Source organism: Sagittula sp. P11, from assembly GCF_002814095.1.
Taxonomy (GTDB): domain Bacteria; phylum Pseudomonadota; class Alphaproteobacteria; order Rhodobacterales; family Rhodobacteraceae; genus Sagittula.
In genome coordinates this window covers 3,836,048-3,854,082 of sequence record NZ_CP021913.1, presented here as the reverse complement: position 1 = coordinate 3,854,082, position 18,035 = coordinate 3,836,048, and the positions used below count along the sequence as shown (strand labels likewise).

General features: G+C 66.9%; 17 protein-coding genes. 11 read left to right on the top strand and 6 right to left on the bottom strand.

Going from position 1 to position 18,035, the window contains the following annotated elements:
* Positions 1–75 precede the first annotated feature (75 nt).
* A complete protein-coding gene (locus CDO87_RS18615; RefSeq protein ID WP_100930167.1) occupies positions 76–972 on the bottom strand; it encodes a LysR family transcriptional regulator in 897 nt (298 codons plus the stop codon).
* Between the two features lie 96 nt (positions 973–1,068).
* On the opposite strand from CDO87_RS18615, the gene CDO87_RS18610 reads away from it, so the two are divergent.
* Both CDO87_RS18610 and CDO87_RS18605 read left to right on the top strand, forming a co-directional pair.
* A complete protein-coding gene (locus CDO87_RS18610; protein WP_100930166.1) occupies positions 1,069–2,568 on the top strand; it encodes a CoA-acylating methylmalonate-semialdehyde dehydrogenase in 1,500 nt (499 codons plus the stop codon).
* 287 nt (positions 2,569–2,855) lie between these two features.
* Positions 2,856–3,911, top strand: coding sequence for a YeeE/YedE family protein (locus CDO87_RS18605; protein ID WP_100930165.1), 1,056 nt, complete (start codon positions 2,856–2,858; stop codon positions 3,909–3,911).
* 139 nt (positions 3,912–4,050) lie between these two features.
* On the opposite strand, the gene CDO87_RS18600 is transcribed toward CDO87_RS18605, so the two are convergent.
* Positions 4,051–5,349 (bottom strand): DUF3422 family protein, encoded by a 1,299-nt coding sequence (locus CDO87_RS18600; RefSeq protein WP_100931035.1) that lies wholly within the window; start codon positions 5,347–5,349, stop codon positions 4,051–4,053.
* A gap of 152 nt (positions 5,350–5,501) precedes the next feature.
* On the bottom strand, positions 5,502–5,903 hold the full coding sequence (locus CDO87_RS18595; RefSeq protein ID WP_254698208.1) for a DUF6314 family protein: 402 nt from the start codon (positions 5,901–5,903) through the stop codon (positions 5,502–5,504).
* Positions 5,904–6,089: 186 nt separating this feature from the next.
* On the opposite strand from CDO87_RS18595, the gene purB reads away from it, so the two are divergent.
* The 3 genes from purB to CDO87_RS18580 all read left to right on the top strand — a co-directional run bounded on the left by purB (position 6,090) and on the right by CDO87_RS18580 (position 8,488).
* Complete coding sequence (gene purB, locus CDO87_RS18590) at positions 6,090–7,397, top strand: adenylosuccinate lyase (RefSeq protein ID WP_100930163.1); 1,308 nt, start codon at positions 6,090–6,092, stop codon at positions 7,395–7,397.
* 156 nt (positions 7,398–7,553) lie between these two features.
* Positions 7,554–8,069, top strand: coding sequence for a hypothetical protein (locus CDO87_RS18585; RefSeq protein ID WP_100930162.1), 516 nt, complete (start codon positions 7,554–7,556; stop codon positions 8,067–8,069).
* Positions 8,070–8,335: 266 nt separating this feature from the next.
* A complete protein-coding gene (locus CDO87_RS18580) occupies positions 8,336–8,488 on the top strand; it encodes an adenylosuccinate lyase (RefSeq protein ID WP_100930161.1) in 153 nt (50 codons plus the stop codon).
* Positions 8,489–8,563: 75 nt separating this feature from the next.
* Here the strand turns inward: CDO87_RS18580 and CDO87_RS18575 are convergent, their stop codons facing one another.
* Positions 8,564–9,193, bottom strand: coding sequence for a response regulator (locus CDO87_RS18575; RefSeq protein WP_157815043.1), 630 nt, complete (start codon positions 9,191–9,193; stop codon positions 8,564–8,566).
* A gap of 227 nt (positions 9,194–9,420) precedes the next feature.
* On the opposite strand from CDO87_RS18575, the gene CDO87_RS18570 reads away from it, so the two are divergent.
* Positions 9,421–10,479 (top strand): FliG C-terminal domain-containing protein, encoded by a 1,059-nt coding sequence (locus tag CDO87_RS18570; protein WP_100930159.1) that lies wholly within the window; start codon positions 9,421–9,423, stop codon positions 10,477–10,479.
* A 196-nt stretch (positions 10,480–10,675) separates the two neighbouring features.
* On the opposite strand, the gene CDO87_RS18565 is transcribed toward CDO87_RS18570, so the two are convergent.
* Entirely contained in the window at positions 10,676–12,376 is a 1,701-nt protein-coding gene (locus CDO87_RS18565; RefSeq protein WP_100930158.1) for a thiamine pyrophosphate-requiring protein, read from the bottom strand.
* Between the two features lie 173 nt (positions 12,377–12,549).
* On the opposite strand from CDO87_RS18565, the gene CDO87_RS18560 reads away from it, so the two are divergent.
* Positions 12,550–13,488 (top strand): lysophospholipid acyltransferase family protein, encoded by a 939-nt coding sequence (locus CDO87_RS18560; RefSeq protein ID WP_100930157.1) that lies wholly within the window; start codon positions 12,550–12,552, stop codon positions 13,486–13,488.
* Between the two features lie 10 nt (positions 13,489–13,498).
* On the opposite strand, the gene CDO87_RS18555 is transcribed toward CDO87_RS18560, so the two are convergent.
* Positions 13,499–14,200 (bottom strand): thioredoxin family protein, encoded by a 702-nt coding sequence (locus CDO87_RS18555; protein WP_254698207.1) that lies wholly within the window; start codon positions 14,198–14,200, stop codon positions 13,499–13,501.
* A gap of 381 nt (positions 14,201–14,581) precedes the next feature.
* Between CDO87_RS18555 and CDO87_RS18550 the strand changes: the two genes are divergently transcribed.
* Genes CDO87_RS18550 through hisD form a run of 4 tightly spaced genes read left to right on the top strand, consistent with a single transcriptional unit; the run spans position 14,582 to position 18,035 of the window.
* Entirely contained in the window at positions 14,582–15,337 is a 756-nt protein-coding gene (locus CDO87_RS18550; RefSeq protein ID WP_100930155.1) for an SDR family NAD(P)-dependent oxidoreductase, read from the top strand.
* Positions 15,334–16,017: an alpha/beta fold hydrolase gene (locus CDO87_RS18545; RefSeq protein WP_100931034.1), complete on the top strand. Its 684-nt coding sequence runs from the start codon at positions 15,334–15,336 to the stop codon at positions 16,015–16,017. The genes CDO87_RS18550 and CDO87_RS18545 overlap by 4 nt, the downstream gene beginning before the upstream one ends.
* Positions 16,005–16,700 (top strand): RraA family protein, encoded by a 696-nt coding sequence (locus tag CDO87_RS18540; RefSeq protein ID WP_198521750.1) that lies wholly within the window; start codon positions 16,005–16,007, stop codon positions 16,698–16,700. Before CDO87_RS18545 ends, CDO87_RS18540 begins: the two co-directional genes overlap by 13 nt.
* Before the next feature lie 45 nt (positions 16,701–16,745).
* Positions 16,746–18,035 carry a histidinol dehydrogenase gene (gene hisD, locus CDO87_RS18535; RefSeq protein WP_100930154.1) on the top strand — a complete coding sequence of 430 codons (1,290 nt, stop codon included), beginning with the start codon at positions 16,746–16,748 and terminating at the stop codon, positions 18,033–18,035.

The following is an 18,035-nucleotide window of genomic DNA, read 5'->3' as shown; positions in this document are numbered from 1 at the left end:
GTCACCGAGGTGCGACAACCTGTCAAGTCAGCCATTTGGCGGAAACCCCGGCCCGGGCACCGACATAAGGCGTATTTACAGACCGGCCTGCACCTCCAGCCGGGCCAGTTCGGCACGCATCCCGGCAACCAGCGCCTCGGCAAACCGGTTCATCCGCTCGAGCCGCCGGTCGTCGGCGTGCCGAACAAGGTAGAAGGACCGTATCAACTCCATCTCGTCCGTCAGCAGGCGTTTGACACCTTCGGCCTGCGGCAGGGCAAAGTCGTGCACGATGCCCAGCCCGGCGCCCCCCTTGATCCACTGGAACTGCACAGCAACGGAGTTCGACGCCAGCTCCACCCGGTTCATGCCCAGGTCGGCGAGGTAGTCCAGTTCCTTGTCGAAGATCATGTCAGGAATGTAGCCGACGATCCTGTGGCCGCGCAGATCGTCGAGCGTCCTGATGGGGGCGTTTGCCGCAAGATAGGCGTCGCTTGCCGCAAGATGCAGCCGGTAGTCGGCAATCTTCTGCACGACGAGCCGCCCCGCCGTCGGCGGAGAGACGGCAATGGCCATGTCGGCCTCGCGGCGGGACAGGTTGACCACGCGCGGCAGGGCGACGATCTGCACCTCAAGTTCAGGGTTCTGATCGGCAATCGCCGCGCAGACCTGCGGCAGGAGGTAATTGGCGCAGCCATCCGGCGCCCCGATCCGCACCTGCCCCGACAGCCCCTCCGACCGGCCCTTGACCGCCTCCGCCGCCAGCAGCGCCGCCTGTTCCGCCGATTCCGCATGGTCGACCAGCCGCGCCCCGGCCTCCGTCAGCGCGTAACCCTGCGGCGATTTCGCGAAGAGTGGCGCGCCCAGTCCCTGTTCGAGCCGTGCCACCCGGCGCCCAACCGTCGCGGGGTCCATGCGCAGCACCCGCCCCGCCGCCGACAGGCTTTCCCCCCGGGCAACGGCAAGGAAAACGCGCAGATCGTCCCAGTCCATTTTGCACTCCTGCAAGACCTATTTGTCAAACTGCCCCTTCCTTGCGCAAAATTGCAAGAGTAGGGTCCGCGCAAGAACGAACTCTGGAGGACTGCCATGACCGAACTCACCAACTGGATCAACGGCCAGCACGTCAAATCGACGTCGGGCCGCACCTCGGACGTCTACAATCCCGCCACCGGCGAAGTGCAGGCGAAGACGCCGCTGTCCACCGTGGAAGAGCTGAACGATGCCGTAGCCAAGGCCGTGGAAGCTCAGAAGGCCTGGGGCGCCACCAACCCGCAGCGCCGCGCCCGCGTGATGATGAAGTTCGGCCAGCTCATCAACGAGCACATGGACGAACTGGCCGAACTGGTCTCGAAAGAACACGGCAAGACCCTGCCCGACGCGCGCGGCGACGTGCAGCGCGGTCTCGAGGTGGTCGAGGTCTGCATGGGCGCGCCCAACATGCTGAAGGGCGAATTCACCGATGACGGCGGCCCGGGCATCGACCTCTACTCCATGCGCCAGCCGCTGGGTGTCGTGGCCGGCATCACGCCGTTCAACTTCCCCGCCATGATCCCGCTGTGGAAGATGGCCCCGGCCCTGGCTTGCGGCAACGCGATGATCCTCAAGCCGTCCGAGCGTGTGCCCTCCACCGCCCTGAGGCTTGCCGAACTGATCAAGGAAGCCGGCCTGCCAGACGGTGTCCTGCAGGTGGTGAACGGCGACAAGCAGGTGGTCGACGCGATCCTCGACAACGAGGACATCGCCGCCGTGGGCTTCGTCGGCTCGACCCCCATCGCGCAGTACATCTATGGCCGCGCCGCCTCCAACGGCAAGCGCGCCCAGTGCTTCGGCGGCGCCAAGAACCACATGATCATCATGCCGGACGCCGACATCGACAAGGCAGCGGACGCTCTGGTGGGTGCGGGCTACGGCGCCGCGGGCGAGCGCTGCATGGCGATCTCCGTCGCCGTTCCGGTGGGCCAGGAAACCGCCGACAAGCTGATCGACGCCCTTGTCCCCCGCGTCGAGAAACTGAAGGTCGGCCCCTACACCTCGGACGCAGACGTGGACTATGGCCCGGTCATCACCGCGCAGGCCAAGACCCGCATCGAAGGGCTCATCTCCTCCGGCGTGGACCAGGGCGCCAAGCTGGTAATCGACGGCCGCGGCTTCGAGCTTCAGGGCTACGAGAACGGCTTTTTCTGTGGCCCGTCGCTGTTCGACAACGTCACCCCGGACATGGACATCTACAAGGAAGAGATCTTCGGCCCCGTCCTGTCGACCGTCCGCGCCGAGAGCTACGAGGATGCGCTGAACCTTGTGATCGACAACCCCTACGGCAACGGTACGGCGATCTACACCGCCGACGGCGACACCGCACGTGACTTCGCGCACCGGGTGAACGTGGGCATGGTCGGCATCAACTTCCCGATCCCGGTGCCGCTCTCCTACCACACCTTCGGCGGCTGGAAGAAATCGGCCTTCGGCGACCTGAACCAGTACGGCCCCGACGCCTTCCGCTTCTACACGAAGACCAAGACCGTCACCGCGCGCTGGTTCTCCGGCATCAAGGAAGGTGGCGAGTTCAACTTCAAAGCCATGGACTGAGCCTGACCGGCTGTCTCCATGCGCTGCGCACATAAGGTGAAGGAGTGCCCTGCGGGGCGCTCCTTTTGCATTTCCGGCCTCCCTTGAAAAATAAGAACGCCCGGCGGCGCCATCCCGTCCCTGGGAAAAGCCGCTCCGGCCCTGCCGGTCCACAAGAGACCACGATTTCATCAATCCGGACGGAATCGGGAAGCCATCCCCGCTTTCCGACCGCGCTACATAGTATGAAGTGTTGATTGCCCGGTCCTTTTGCCCCAGATGGAACGCTGTTCCTGATGGAGGCCCCCATGTACGAATCTCTCGGCTTCGAAAATCTCACCGCGCCGCAGGCCGCGGTCTACTTGGCCGTGGGCCTCGGGCTCCTCTTCGGCGTGCTCGCCGAACGTACGAAGTTCTGTTTCCGCCGCGCGCTTGTCGGTGAAGACCGCCGCGCCGCGTCCGGCGTCTGGTTCATGGCGCTGGCCACCGCGCTGATCGGCACGCAGGCCGCCGTGGCGGCAGGCCTGATCACCTTCGACGATCACCGCTTCATGGCCTCCGACCTGCCGTGGCTGGCCGTGCTTGTGGGCGGTCTGGCCTTCGGCGCAGGCATGGTTCTGACCCGGGGCTGCGTCTCCCGCCTGACGGTGCTCAGTGCCACTGGCAACCTGCGCGCGCTGACCGTTCTGGCGGTCTTCGCGATCACCGCTCATTCCCTGCTGAAGGGCATCGCCTCCCCGATCCGCACCACGCTCGGCAGCGTGACGGTCGACCTCGGCGCCACGACCGGCCTCGCCAGCCTGCCCGGGGGCGCATGGCTCTGGACCGCCGTCCTCGCCATCGTGGCCCTGCTGATCGTGGCCCGTTCCAAGGCGAGCCCGCTGTCGCTCATCGGTGCGGCCGTACTGGGCCTCCTCGTCCCCGCCGCCTGGGCGGGCACCGGCTTCATCCTTTACGACGATTTCGATCCGGTGGTGATGCAGAGCCTCGCCTTCACCTCCACCTGGTCCGAGACGCTCTTCTGGGTCATCGCTTCCACGGCGGTCCCGGCAGGGTTCGGCGTGGGCCTCGTCCTCGGCGTGCTTTTTGGCAGCTTCCTCTCCGCCGCGGCCGCAGGGCGCCTGCAGTGGCAAAGCTTCTCCACGCCCCGCGAGACCGGCCGTTATCTGACCGGCGCCATGCTGATGGGTTTTGGCGGCGTTCTCGCGGGCGGCTGCACGGTGGGCGCGGGCCTCTCCGGCGTCCCTACCCTCTCCTTCGCGGCGCTGCTCGCCATCGGAAGCATCGCCGCGGGCGGGCTCCTCACCAACGCGCTTCTCAAGACAGCCCCCCGCGGCGCCCACGCCATGGCACCGGCAGAGTGACCCTGGCCTTCATCTTGGCATAATTACCTCGGGGGAGCCGAAGGCGGGGGCAGCGCCCCCTGCGGCCCGGGCACAGCCCGGGCTTTTCCTGTCTGCGCGCAGGCGCAGGCCGCATGATCACCGCCGCAAGGCAACCCGATCAGAGGTCCGGACCCGCCTGTTCGACGTGATGACGGATGCGCCGGATCATCAGCCAGACCACCAGCACCACCGGCACCACCGCTGCCGCTGTCATCGTGCCTTTGGACAGCCCCAAAGCCTCGGCCACCGGGTACAACAGATAGGACACCAGCGACACCGCGTAGTAGCTGATCGCCACCACCGACAACCCTTCGACCGTGTGCTGCAGCCGCAATTGCAGCTCCGCCCGCCGGTCCATGCTCTCCAGGAGCCGCTGGTTTTGCGCCGAGCGACCGACCTCGACCCGCGTGCGCAGCAGGTCCGCCGCGCGGGTGGCCCGGGCCGTCATGCTCTCCAGCCGACGGGCAGAGGATTTCACCGTGCGCATGGCAGGATCGTACCGGCGCATCATGAACTCCGAGAAGGTCTGCCGCCCCTGGAACCGCTCTTCCCGCAGGACCGCGATCCGCTGGCCGACGATGGCCTCGTAGGCCTCAGTCGCACCCAGCCGGAAGGACACCTGTGCCGAGATCTTCTCGAGCTCCGCGGAGGACGCCAGCAGGGTCTTCAACGTAGCCTCCTCGTGCCCCTCGCTTTCCGTCATCACCTGCATCAGGCGCGTTAGCTGGCGGTCGATCTCGCCCATGCGCGGCGAGACCTCCTTCATCCGGGTGAACCCCAGCATGGACATGCTCTTGTAGGTCTCGATCTCGCACAGCCGCTGCACGATCCGCCCGGCGCGCCGCTGGCCGACCGACGGCTTGGTGAAGACGGCGAACCGCTGGTGGCCGGCGGAGTCGATGCGGAAGTCCCCGGCGATCACCGCCTCCCGGTCGATGACCTCGCTGACCGCGATGCTCTCGGGCACCAGCCAGTCTTCAAGCCGGGCACGGATTTCCTCGTCGTCCATCCGCCGCTCCACCCGGATCATGGCGGAAGTGACGCGGACGCCCGGCGCCTTGTCCAGCCAGTCCTGCGGGAAAACCGCGAAATCCGCCGGGTCGAAGGGCCGTTCCCCCAGCCCCGGCAGGAAAACCGTATAAGTCACGAACTCCGTATGTTGCTCCCACTTCACCGTGTTCTGACCTATCCGCGCGCTGAAATGCGTGGCCCCCGGCGACGGGTGCGCGGTGCCGTGACGGTCCAGCAGGTCGATCAGGTGGGCAAAGTCCTCGTCGCGGTCCCGGGACGCCGCGTCCTTGGGTTGTTTCACCGCGAGGTAGACCGCCCGGCACGGCGTCGTCAGCGACGGAAACGGCCGCGCGTGAAGCTCGTTGGCAAGCTTGTACCGCAGCGGGTGATCGGTGATCGGCGGCATGTCAGGTCTCCAAGGGTCGGTCGCGTTGATGCCGCGCCGCAGCATCAATGTAAAGCCATTTCCGCAAGCATTTCAACACGTTACATGGATACGACGGTATACAGCCAATGGTATCGGACGGCGTAGCGGGAAAACCCCGGCAAAACATGCCCTTACCCGGCCAGCGGGGCATAGCGGCTTGTCATCACGTAGTCCTTGCGCGGCCCCCGGACCTGCCAGCGCGCCGTCCACTCCGGCCACCGGGTGAAATCGTAGGTGACATCATACTGGTCCGGATCGCACCAATGCGCGGCCTCTCCGCCCTCCGGCGGCACCGCGTGAAAGAACCGGCCGTCCTCGAAATAGACGTCCAGCCCCGGCCCCCAGCGGTAGCTTCGCTCCGCCTGGAACGCGCCGCCGCCGACTTCCAGCACGCCGCGCTCCACGTAGTCCGCACCCTCCTCGCCCGACACCCATTCCGCAGTCCCGGTGAACCGCCCGCGCGAACCGTCTCCGTGGGCGATCTCGCGTTCCACCCGCCAGCACCCGATGAAATCCGCCAAATTCACTGCCATGGACGCCTCCATCCGCCTTGGTCTTCCTGTCTAGCACGGTCCGGCAGACGTGTCGCCGTTTCGCACGCCGCCCCCGCGCATGCACGGCCCCGCCCCGCCGCCATTCGTCGCAAGTCCCCACACCCTCTTGAGACCTGCGCCCGCCGCCCCTAAACCGCCTGCGTCCGACATCCGCAGGAGGCCCAGATGATTCCCCGTTATTCCCGCCCCGACATGGTCGCCATCTGGTCGCCCGAAACCAAGTTCCGCATCTGGTACGAGATCGAGGCCCACGCCTGCGACGCCATGGCCGATCTGGGCGTCATCCCCCGCGAAAACGCCGAGGCCGTCTGGAAGGCCAAGGACGTCGAGTTCGACATCGACCGCATCGACGAGATCGAGCGCGAGACCAAGCACGACGTCATCGCCTTCCTCACCCACCTGGCCGAACACGTGGGGTCTGACGAGGCGCGCTTCGTCCACCAGGGGATGACATCCTCCGACGTGCTCGACACCTGCTTCAACGTGCAGCTCGTCCGCGCCTCCGACATCCTGATTGCTGACCTCAAGGCGCTGCTCGCCGCGCTGAAGAAACGCGCCTACGAGCACAAGGACACTGTCCGCATCGGCCGCAGCCACGGCATCCACGCCGAGCCCACCACAATGGGCCTGACCTTCGCCCGCTTCTATGCCGAGATGGACCGCAACCTCAGCCGGATGCGCGATGCGCGGGCCGAGATCGCCACCGGCGCGATTTCCGGCGCGGTCGGCACCTTCGCCAACATCGATCCGGCGGTCGAGGAACACGTCTGCGAAAAGATGGGCCTCGTGCCGGAGCCGATCTCGACCCAGGTGATCCCGCGCGACCGTCATGCCGCCTTCTTCGCGACGCTCGGCGTCATCGCCTCCTCGATCGAGAACATCGCCATCGAGATCCGCCACATGCAGCGCACCGAGGTGCTGGAAGCCGCGGAGTTCTTCTCGATGGGGCAGAAGGGTTCTTCGGCGATGCCGCACAAGAAGAACCCGGTCCTGACCGAGAACCTCACCGGCCTCGCGCGGCTTGTCCGCATGGCCGTGATACCGGCAATGGAAAACGTGGCTCTCTGGCACGAGCGGGACATCTCCCACTCCTCGGTGGAGCGCAACATCGGCCCCGACACCACGATCACGCTGGACTTTGCCCTGCACCGTCTGACCGGCGTCATCGACAAGCTGCTGGTCTACCCGCAGAACATGCTCGACAACATGAACAAGTTCCCCGGGCTGGTCATGTCGCAGCGCGTGCTTCTGGCGCTCACCCAGGCCGGTGTCAGCCGTGAGGACGCCTACCGCCTCGTTCAGCGCAACGCGATGAAGGTCTGGGACAACCGCACCGACTTCCGCGAGGAACTGCTGGGCGACGCCGAGGTGCGCGCCGCGCTGTCCGAGGACGAGATCAACGAGAAGTTCGACCTCGGCTACCACACGAAGCACGTCGACACGATCTTTGCCCGGGTCTTCCACGAGGACTGAGGCGCCATTCGCGCCCTGATCGGGCGCGCGGTTTCACCGAAACGCCGCGGACATTGAAAGCCGGGGGTATTCCATACTCCCGTCTATTCCCCACTCGAAAAGCGGCAGGCGCATGCTAATCTCTGTTGCAGGATGCAATCGACAGGGACAAACGCCATGCGCTGCCTCGCCCTTCTGACAAGCCTGCTGCCCGTCGCCGCCTTCGCCGCAGGCACCGACAGTTCCACGCCGCCAAAATCCGCCTGCAAGGCCGGCTACGTCTACGACGTGATGTCGGACAAGTGCGTCAAACCCCAAAGCGGACACGTCGACGACATGATGCGGCTGGAAGCGGTGCGCGGCTATGCATACGAGGGGAAGTTCGCCGACGCGCTGATGGTTCTGGACGCCATGGACGACCAGAAGGCGGACGGCGTGCTGACCTACCGCGGCTTCATCGCGCGGATGTCGGGCGACATGGACGGTGCGAAGCGCTGGTACGATGCCGCGCTGGCGCAGAACCCCGACAACCTCCTCGCCCGCAGCTACATGGGCCAGGGCCTCGTGCTGGAAGGTGACTGGGTCGGTGCCAAGCGCCAGTACGACGAGATCATCGCCCGCGGCGGGCGCGGCACATGGGCCGAGGCCTCCCTCCGCGACGCGATCACCACCGGTACGACCTACACCTACTGACGTGCCATGCGCCCTTGACCGGTTTGCTGGCAACGGACGGGCGTTTGTGAACCAGCGACGTGCCGGCGGACGCGACCGAGAATTTGTCGTTCCGCCCGTTGGCCGACCTCTGGTCGTTTCTGGGACTTCTCGCGCATTGGGACTGCCCAATCTCAACACCCTGACCCGCCATCACGGAATGGTGAGATGCCCTCCTCCGCTCCGGCGTTTTGAGAAGTTGCATTTGCGTGCTACCTTTTCGTCCATCCCAACAGGAGGACGACCCGATGAAGATCACGACGATTCTCACTGCCGCCGCCCTGACCCTTGTCCCGGTGCTGGGCTCTGCCTGCCAGTGGCATGAGAAGCAGGCCATGACCTGCGCTGAAGGTTCCGCCTACGACGCCGACACCCATAGCTGCAAGGTCGTCACCGGCTGACCCCTTTCCCGTATCGCGGTGGCGCCGGGGCTTCTTCCCTCTCGCCCTGGCGTTGCGCGGTACGGTCCACGCGCTTCAATGCACTCGCTGCCGCACGTCGGACAGCGCGAGAAGCATCTGCTCCAGTTGATCGAGATCGTTCATCGCGCTACGCGGGATCGTCCTGCGCGCCCCAGACTTGGCGCGGCGCAATGTCCGCAGCATCCGCGCCACGGCGGCATCGAGGCTGTCGCTCACATGGGCGCCGAAATCCGCGACGAGCGCGCCGTCGGCGGATGCCCGTGAAAGGCGCCGCCGCTCCAGGAACTCCTCAACCATGCGCGTCAGGCCAACACGGCTCAGCGCGTCTTTCGGCAAGGTGGCGACGGCGGGATCCAGAAGACTGGGATCGACGCTGCTGACAACGCAGATCAGCACGTCGGCAAACGCCTCATCCGACATCAGTTCCCGGGCGAACTCCGTGCCATGCCCGTCCGGCAGCCGGTGATCGACAAGCACGATATCTGGCCGTACCCGGTCCAGATGGGCGCGCGCCGCCGCGATGGAATCGGCCTCGAGCACCTCCACCTCTGTCACGCCCTTGCCGATACAACGGCCCAGCATCGCCCGGTCGAACACATCGTCGTCCACGACAAGGCAACGGGTCCGCGGCGTAGCGACCGCCTGCGGTTCGGGGAACTCCAGTTTTCGGGCAATCCGTTGCATCTGAAACCTCTCTCGCTTTGCCCCACGGAACATCAAATCCCGGTCCTTGCCGCATCGTGTGCCGGGCCTCCCTAACGCCGTCTTAAGCGATCGGGGGGAAGCCACGCGGCTTTGTCTCGAACTCTCCAGAGATCGCGTGAATCCGGTGCCCTCGGACGCCGTCCTTAACGGGCCAGCAACCTTGAGCCGCTAGCAAGTGATCCGGACTGCTATCCCGGAGATCGCAAATGACCAACATGCATGCGCTCGCCGCCCTGCCGAGTCCGTCCTTCGGCGGTGGCAGACTGCCCCTCTCACGGAAGGCGAAGGCGGCGATCATCGTGCAATTCCTGTTGAACGAGGAAAGCGATGTGCCGCTCGCCTCGCTGCCCGACGACCTGCAGGAGGAGCTGACCATGCTCCTCGGCAACATGCGCTACATCGACCGCGAGACCCTGAATCAGGTGGTGACGGAATTCTCGGACGAGCTGGAATCGGTCGGTCTGTCGTTCCCCGGCGACATGGCCGGTGCGCTGACCGCGCTGGACGGGCGGATCAATCCCCGTACCGCGTCCCGCCTGAGGAAAGAAGCAGGCGTGCGCCAGACCGGCGATCCATGGGACCGCATCAACGATCTTGCCGTAGAACGGCTGGAGGCGCTCGTGCTGTCCGAAAGCACCGAGGTCGCGGCGGTCATGATGTCCAAGATCGACGTGGGCAAGGCCGCGCAGGTGCTGGCAAAACTGCCCGGCGACAAGGCGCGCCGGATCTCCTACGCGGTGTCGATGACCACCGGGGTCACGCCGGATGCGGTTGACCGGATCGGCCTGTCGCTGGCCGCCCAGATCGACGCGGAGCCGGAAAAGGCCTTCGTCAAACGCCCCGACGAACGGCTGGGCGCAATCCTCAACTATTCCAACAGCGCCGTGCGCGAGGAACTGCTCCAGCAGCTCGAACAGGAAGACGCCGAGTTTGCGGAGGCGGTGCGCAAGGCGATCTTCACCTTCGCCAACATCCCGGAGCGGCTGAATGCCATCGACGTGCCGAAGATCACCCGCGACGTGCCGCCCGATACGCTTGCTGTGGCACTCGCCGCCGCCACCTCGGACGAGGACCGGCGCACCGCGGAATTCCTGCTGTCCAACATGTCGAAACGCCTGGCGGAAAACCTGCGCGAAGAGGCCGGCAACAAGGGATCCGTCAAGCCGAAGGTCGGGGAAAAGGCCATGGCGGCGGTCGTCTCTGCCATCCGCGACCTGGTTTCGGTTGGCGAGATCGAGTTGCTGGACCCCGACGCCGACGAATAGAGGGCCTTTTGCGTGCCGGGGGTGGATTGCCCGCCTTGGATCGGAGGTCCCTCGGGACGGCAACCCTCTTTCTCAGAGGAGACGCTTGGCGCCCCTCCGCCCATCGCGTGCATCAGGGAAACCAGCCAAGCGCCCGTTCCGCGGTCTCCGGTATTTGCACGTCGGTCACCCCCGCCACCCGGAGACTCTCCGGAGCTTAAGTCACCCGCGCAATGGCGATGTTCAGCAGCGCCTGCCGTCCTGCATCGGCGGCCTCCACCGCGCGCTCCAGCGCGGCGGGCAGATCGGCCCCATCCGTCACCGTCTCCGTCCAGGCACGGCTGGCGGCGGCGGTGAGCGCAAAGTCGGGGCTGGGCCGGAGGGAGGTCAGCGGCACCTCGTTCGTCGCCCGCGCGTGCCCTTCCGGGTAGAGCCCCTCCACCGAGTGCCGGACCGCACCCCATTCCTCGTTGTTCAGGACCAGCGTGACGACCGCGATCCCCTGCGCCTCTGCCACCAGATGGCAGGCCGTCGGGTTGGCGAACATGTAGCTGCCGTCGCCGATCGTGGCGAAGACCAGCCGCTCCGGATCGGCAAGCTTTGCCCCCATGGCGGCAGGCAACCCCCAACCCAGCCCGCCGGAATGCGGCTCCTGGAAATAGCTGTCGGGCTGGTCCAGCATCAGCGATTGCAGGGGGCAGCCCAACTCGTGGAAGACCGTGGCCTTGCGCCCCTTCACCACCTCGCCCAGGCACAGCGCCACCCATTCCTTGCTCATGGGGGCGCCCCGGCCCGCCTCTGCCTGCGCCCGAACAGCGGTGCGTGCCGCGTCCGATGCCTGTGCAACAACGGTTCGCCGCGCCTCCACCCGCGCGGCGTCCGGCGGAAGCGCCCACATCGCCGCCCCGAGCGCCGCAACCGTTCCGTCCACGGGTCCGGACAGGGTGATGGCAGCCGGAAACATCCGCACCGGCGTGCGCGAGAACAACGGGTCCGGCCCCGCCTGGATCACCGTCACATCGTCGCGCAGGGTCACCTTGTCCGGGAACCACGGCGCCAGCGCGTCGAGCACCAGCACGACGTCGGCCTCTTCCAGCCACGGCGCCGGATCGCTACCGACCTGCATGGGATGCGCGATGGGCAATGCGATCTGGTTCGACCAGTAGTGCGAAAGCGGCAGGGCAAAGTCGTCGCACAACTGAGAAAGGGCCGCGAACCCCTCCGCGCTGCCGGCGCCGCGCTGGGAAAGGATCAGCGGCCGCTCCGCGCCGACCAGCGCCTCGGCCGCCCGCTGAACGGCGGCAGGTTCGGGCGCGGTGACGACGGGCGCAATCCGCGACGGGCGGTCCAGACCTTCCGGCGGACAGGGCTCGCACAGCACTTCGCGCGGGAGGCTGAGGTAGACCGGCCCCTTCGGCGTTGAATTGGCAATCGCCCAGGCGCGGTCCAGAAGGTCGGAGATCTGCTCGGGGAAGCGCAGTTCATAGTGCCACTTTGTGGTCTCGCGGATCAGCGCTTCCTGATCGAACATCTCCTGCCCCCAGCCGATGGGCACTGTCCGGGCGCCGAAACGTGTGTGTTCTGTGACCGGCGTCCGCCCGGACATCACGATCATCGGCACCTGGTCGCACCAGGCGTTGATCAGCCCGGTCGCCCCGTTCGACAACCCGACATTGGTGTGCAGCAGCACCGCCTGCGGGCGTCCCGTGACCTGCCACGCGCCATGCGCCATCGAAACGGCGGCGTGCTCGTGCGGCACCGTCACCGGGATCGGCAGATCCAGCCCCTGACGCCGCGCCTCCACCAGCCCTTCGATCACGGGCGGGAAATCCGTGCCGGAGTTGGCAAAGACATAGTCGATGCCCAAGGCCTTGAGCTTGCCGAAGATCGCGCCGCCCGCGGTGATCGCGCTTTTCATTGTCCTGTGCCTCCCTCTTGTCCCGAGCAGTTGTACCGCCGCGCTCCGGGATATCCCAGCCGGTTGGCGCACCGGTCCGGACCGCTTCGTCCTGTACGCGGCAGGTTGCGCCCGCCCCCTTGCCGCTGCCCGGCGCCCGACCTAAAACACCGCCAAACGCGGGAAGGCAGACCTTGGCGACTGGCGAAGACACATCAAAGGACGCGCCCGAAGGCCGGTTCAGCGAGCGGCTCGCCGACATCGCCTTCAGCGTGTTCATCAGAACGATCCGGCTGCTCCCCGCCCGCCAGCGGCTGGCCCTCGCCGGGTGGACGACGCGCAAATGCCTTGCGCCGCCGCTGGGATGGTACAAGCGGGCCGACGCCAACCTCGAATTCGTCTGGCCGGACACCCCGCCCGAGCGCAGGCGCGAGATCGCGGAACAGGCCATCGACAACCTCGCCCGCGCGCTGATCGAGAATTACGACCCCAAGGAGATGCTGGCCCGCGGCAGCCGCTACCCGCTGACCGGACCGGGCCTGCCCGCGCTGGAAGAGGCGCGCGCCGCGGGTCGCCCGGTGCTGCTGATCAGTGGCCATTACGGCAGCCCCGTCCTGCCCCGTGCGGCCCTTTTGGCCCGCGGCTACCAGACGGCGGGGTTCCTCAGGGCCATGTCCAACCCCTACATGAACGAGCGCTACGTGCAGAACTATCGCGACGTCGGCGGAGAGGTCTTTGTGCAGGGACGCCGCGGCACGCTGGGGCTGATGAAGTACCTGCGTGCCGGCGGCATGGCGGCGATGCTTTTCGACGTCTTCGAATCCTCGGGCGAACTGATCGACTTCCTCGGCCAGCCCGCGCCCACCGCAACGTCGCCCGCCGAGATCGCGCTCAGGACAAACGCGCTCTTGCTGCCCTACTTCGGCATCCGGCACGCGGACCGGTACGGCTTTGACGCGGTGTTCGAGGAGCCGGTGCCGCACACAGATCCGGTCACCATGATGACGGAGGTCACGGCCCGGCTGGAGGCACGGATCGAAGAGGATCCCGGCCAGTGGATGTGGACGCATCGGCGCTGGAAACCCAAGCGCGTGGCGAAGTACCGCGCCGCAGAGACCGCCCCGCCAGACTGACCTGCACGCCTCAGCGCAGGCGACGGGCCGCGAGGATCGCGCCGTTCTTCGGCTCCTGCAGGATGACCACGACCGGTGTGCCCGCAGGCACCGGGACCGCGCCCTCGAAAGTGCCTAGCCCGTCCCAGCGCGCCGCCACGTCCCAGTCGCGCACGATGTGGGTGTAGGTGATCGTCTTGCCAGCATTCTCGCCCCGCCCGATCGAGACCTCTTCGGACGGCAGGTAGCGCACCACGTGGATGTCACAGGGGCGTTCCGTTCCGTCGCCGGTCGCGCGGATCAGCACACGGTCGCCCATCCGCTCCAGCGAGAGTTCGACGTGGCTGACATCGGAGCGGTGCTCCTCGATCAGCGCGGCGACCTGGCCCGGACGGGATCCGACCACGTCCTCGCGCCCGTTCACGATGATCTGCGGCGTGTAGATCATCTTCCAGCCGTTGGCGCGGGCGTAACCCTTCTGGCGCTTGGTGGCCTTTGGCGTCGCGAACACGTCCTTCCAGCCGATGTAATCCCAGTAGTCGACATGCAGGGCAAGGGGGATCACGTCTTCGCGGTCGGCGAGTTCCGCCAGCAGTTCGTCGGCGGGAGGACAGGATGAACAACCTTGCGAGGTGAACAACTCCACGACAACAGGATGGGTGGTTTCTGCGCCAGCCGTGCTGCCGGCGAGTCCGATCCAGATCGCCATCCCGAGTGAGAGAAGCCTTCGCATGAGATTGCCTGCTGTTGTTGTCGGACCAACCCGATCTAACGACAGCCTGCCTCAAACGCCAATCAAGGTTTGGCGAGGAAAGTGACACATGTCGCTCCGGCGCATCATCCCGGCATGCGTCGGGCGCCGGTCAGTTGGTTCGTCGGCGGTGCTCCCGGCCCTGCGAACAATGGCGTATCGCTGATGTGCGACCGTCCGACCGGGGGCCTTTCCTCACTGTTGCCAAGGGCCCTGCCCGCCGGTCTTCACGCTCATGAGACCGACAAGCGCAGCTGGGTCCCATCTCATTTTGCAATCGTATGCAAAAATCGCTTGCAGGAATGCGGCGTCGCGGATACCGATATTGCAAACGTATTCAACACGACTGCCGAGGACCCGACGATGCTGCCCCGTACACCTTCCTTCCGACTGGACGGGCGCCGCGCGCTCGTGACCGGGGCCTCTTCGGGGATCGGGCTGGGGTGCGCCGTGGCACTGGCCGAGGCCGGGGCGGAGGTCACTTGCGTCGCACGCCGCCCCGCCCCTCTGACCGAAGCGGTCGAGGCCATGCAGGCCGAAGGATGGGCGGTCCGGAAACAGGCCTGCGACATTGCCGATACGGATCAGGTAGCGGCCTTCTTCGACCGGCCGTTCGACGTGGTGGTCAACGCGGCCGGCATGGCACGGCACTCCCCTGCCCTCGACACCACCGGCGCGGACTTCGACGCCGTGATGGCGGTGAACCTGCGCGCCGCGTATTTCCTGTCGCAGCATGCAGCGCGGTCGCTGATCGCGGCGGGCAAGCCAGGGTCGATCATCCACGTCTCCTCGCAGATGGGTCATGTCGGCGGGCCGGATCGCGCGGTCTATTGCGCCTCGAAACACGCGCTGGAGGGTATGGTGAAGGCGATGGCGCTGGAATGGGGCGCGGCGGGCGTGCGCATCAACACGCTGTGCCCGACCTTCGTCCGCACCCCGCTGACGGAGCCGACCTTCAACGACCCGGACAAGCGCGCATGGGTGATGAGCAAGATCGCCCTGGACCGCGTGGGCGAGGTCGAGGACCTGATGGGAGCCGCGCTTTACCTCGCCTCCGACGCCTCGCGGCTGGTGACCGGCACCGCGCTGATGGTGGACGGCGGATGGACCGCCGCATGACGCTGCCGCTGCTCTTCCTGCCCGGCATGATGTGTGACGACCGGCTCTTTGCGCCGCAGATGGCCGCGATGTCTGATCATGCTCCCCTCTGCGCGGACCTGTCGCGCGACGACACGGTGCAGGAGATGGCCACCCGGGTGCTGGCCGACGCCCCCGACCGCTTCGCCCTGGCGGGGCTTTCCATGGGCGGCATCGTCGCGATGGAGGTCGTCCGCCAGTCCCCCGACCGCGTCGCACGGCTGGCCCTGCTGGACACCAACCCCCTGCCTGAGACGGCGGCGGTTCAGGCTGGCCGCGGCCCCCAGATTGCCCGTGCGCAGGCCGGTGAACTGGCGGCGATGATGCGCGACACCTTCATTCCCCGCTACCTCGCCGCGCCCGATGCCGGGATCGAGCGGACCTGCCTCGACATGGCCCTGGACCTTGGGCCAGACGTTTTCACCCGACAGAGCATCGCCCTGCGCGACCGGCCCGACCAATGCGACACGCTGCGCGCCTACAAGGGACCGGCGCTGATCCTCACCGGAGCGGAGGACAGGCTTTGTCCGCGCGACAGGCACGACCTGATGCACCGCTGCATGCCTCACGCCACCTATCGCGTGATCGACGGGGCGGGCCATCTGCCCACGCTCGAACAACCCGACACGACAACGGAGGCCCTGATCCAATGGCTGACCTGACCGACATCCTCGCCCTGCTGCGCAGCGTCGACACGCCGACCGTCTGCAACGCCATCGAGGTGATCGACGGCAAGCGCGGCTTCGATGCCTTCACCCGGGGCACCCCGCTGTCCAGCGATCCCGAAGGCGTCATGGTCGGCCGGGCGCGTACCGCGCGGATCAGCGCCGCCGCGCCCCCCTCCGAACCCGCCGCGACGATCCGCGCCCGCCGCATGGACTACTACCGCCACATGGCGGACGGCGCGGGCCCGCGCGTTGCCGTGGTCGAGGACATCGACCCGCACCCGGTCGGCGCCTACTGGGGCGAACTCAACACCACCGTGCACAAGGGCTTCGGCCTGAGCGGTGCGCTGACCAACGGCGTGATGCGCGACCTGGGCGACCTGGCCCCGGGCTTCCCTGTCGTCGCCGGGCACATCGGGCCCTCCCACGCCTTCGTCCACGTGGTCGAGGTCGCGGGTCCGGTGACAGTCTTCGGTCTGACCGTCCGGCCCGATGACTGGGTCCATGCCGACCGCCACGGCGCGCTGGTCATCCCCGAGACGCACCTTGCCGAACTGCCCGCCGCCATCGCGAAGATGCAGCGGACGGAATCCATCGTGATGGAGGCGGCCGGCGCCCCCGACTTCGACTTCCAGAGCTTCGAGGCGGCCTGGACCGCCTTCGAGAATGCCAGAACCTGAGGCGGCCCTCCGGACCGCCCCTACCTGTAACGCCAGAGGACACACATGCCCCGTCTCCCCCTTCCCGAAGGCCTGACCTTCGTCAAATCCCCCGCCCGCGACGCCGTCGCCGACAACGCGCCGGTCGAGAAGCTGGTTGCCGAGATCCTCGCCCGGGTCGAAGCAGAGGGCGACGCCGCCGTGCGCGACTACTCCGCCCGCTTCGACAAGGCCGAGCTGGAGAGCTTCGAGGTCACTGCCGAGCAACGCGAACAGGCGCTGGCCAACCTCGACCCGCAGACCCGCGCCGACACGGAGTTCGCCATTGCCAACGTCCGCGCCTTTGCCGAGGCGCAGCTTGCGTCGCTGTCGGAGATCGAGATCGAGGTGCGCCCGGGCGTCCACCTCGGCCACCGCAACATCCCGCTGGAGCGCGTCGGCTGCTACGTACCGGGCGGACGCTACCCGCTGCTGTCGGCGCCGATCATGACCATCGTCCCCGCCAAGGTCGCCGGCTGTGAAGAGGTCATCGCCTGCCTGCCGCCGAACGCGCATGAGGCGATGATCGCCGGCTGCCACCTGTCCGGCGCCGACCGGATCTTCCGCATCGGCGGCGCGCAGGCAATCGCCGCCATGGCACTGGGCACCGAAACCGTTCCGGCGGTGGACAAGATCGTCGGGCCGGGCAACGCCTTCGTCAACGAGGCCAAGCGCCAGGTCTTCGGTCCCGTGGGCATCGACCAGCTTGCCGGCCCGTCCGAGATCTTCATCCTTGCCGACCACACCGGCGATGCCGAGATGCTGGCCACCGACCTCCTCGCGCAGGCCGAGCATGACACCCGCACCCGTGTCGGCCTGATCACCACCGATGCCGCGCTGGCAGATGCCGTGCTGAAGGAAGTCGACGCCCAGCTCGAAACCCTGTCGACCGCCGAGACCGCGGGTCAGGCGTGGCGCGACTACGGCGAGATCGTCGTTTGCGAGAACGAGGCGGCGATGATCGCCTACTCCGACATCGTGGCCGCCGAGCACCTGCAGGTCCACACCGAGGATGCGCACGGGCTGGGCAAACGGCTGCGCCACTACGGCTCGCTCTTCATCGGGACGAACTCCTCTGTGGTCTATTCCGACAAATGCTCCGGCACGAACCACACGCTGCCGACCATGGGCGCCGGTCGCTACACCGGCGGGCTGTGGGTCGGCACCTACATCAAGACGGTGACCCACCAGTGGCTGACCGAAGAGGGGGTGAAGCAGGTGGCGCCCCCGGCGGCACGTCAGGCGGCCTCGGAAACGCTCGAAGGTCACCGCCGCGCCGCGCAACTGCGGCTGGACAGGATGCAGGTTCAGGCCTGA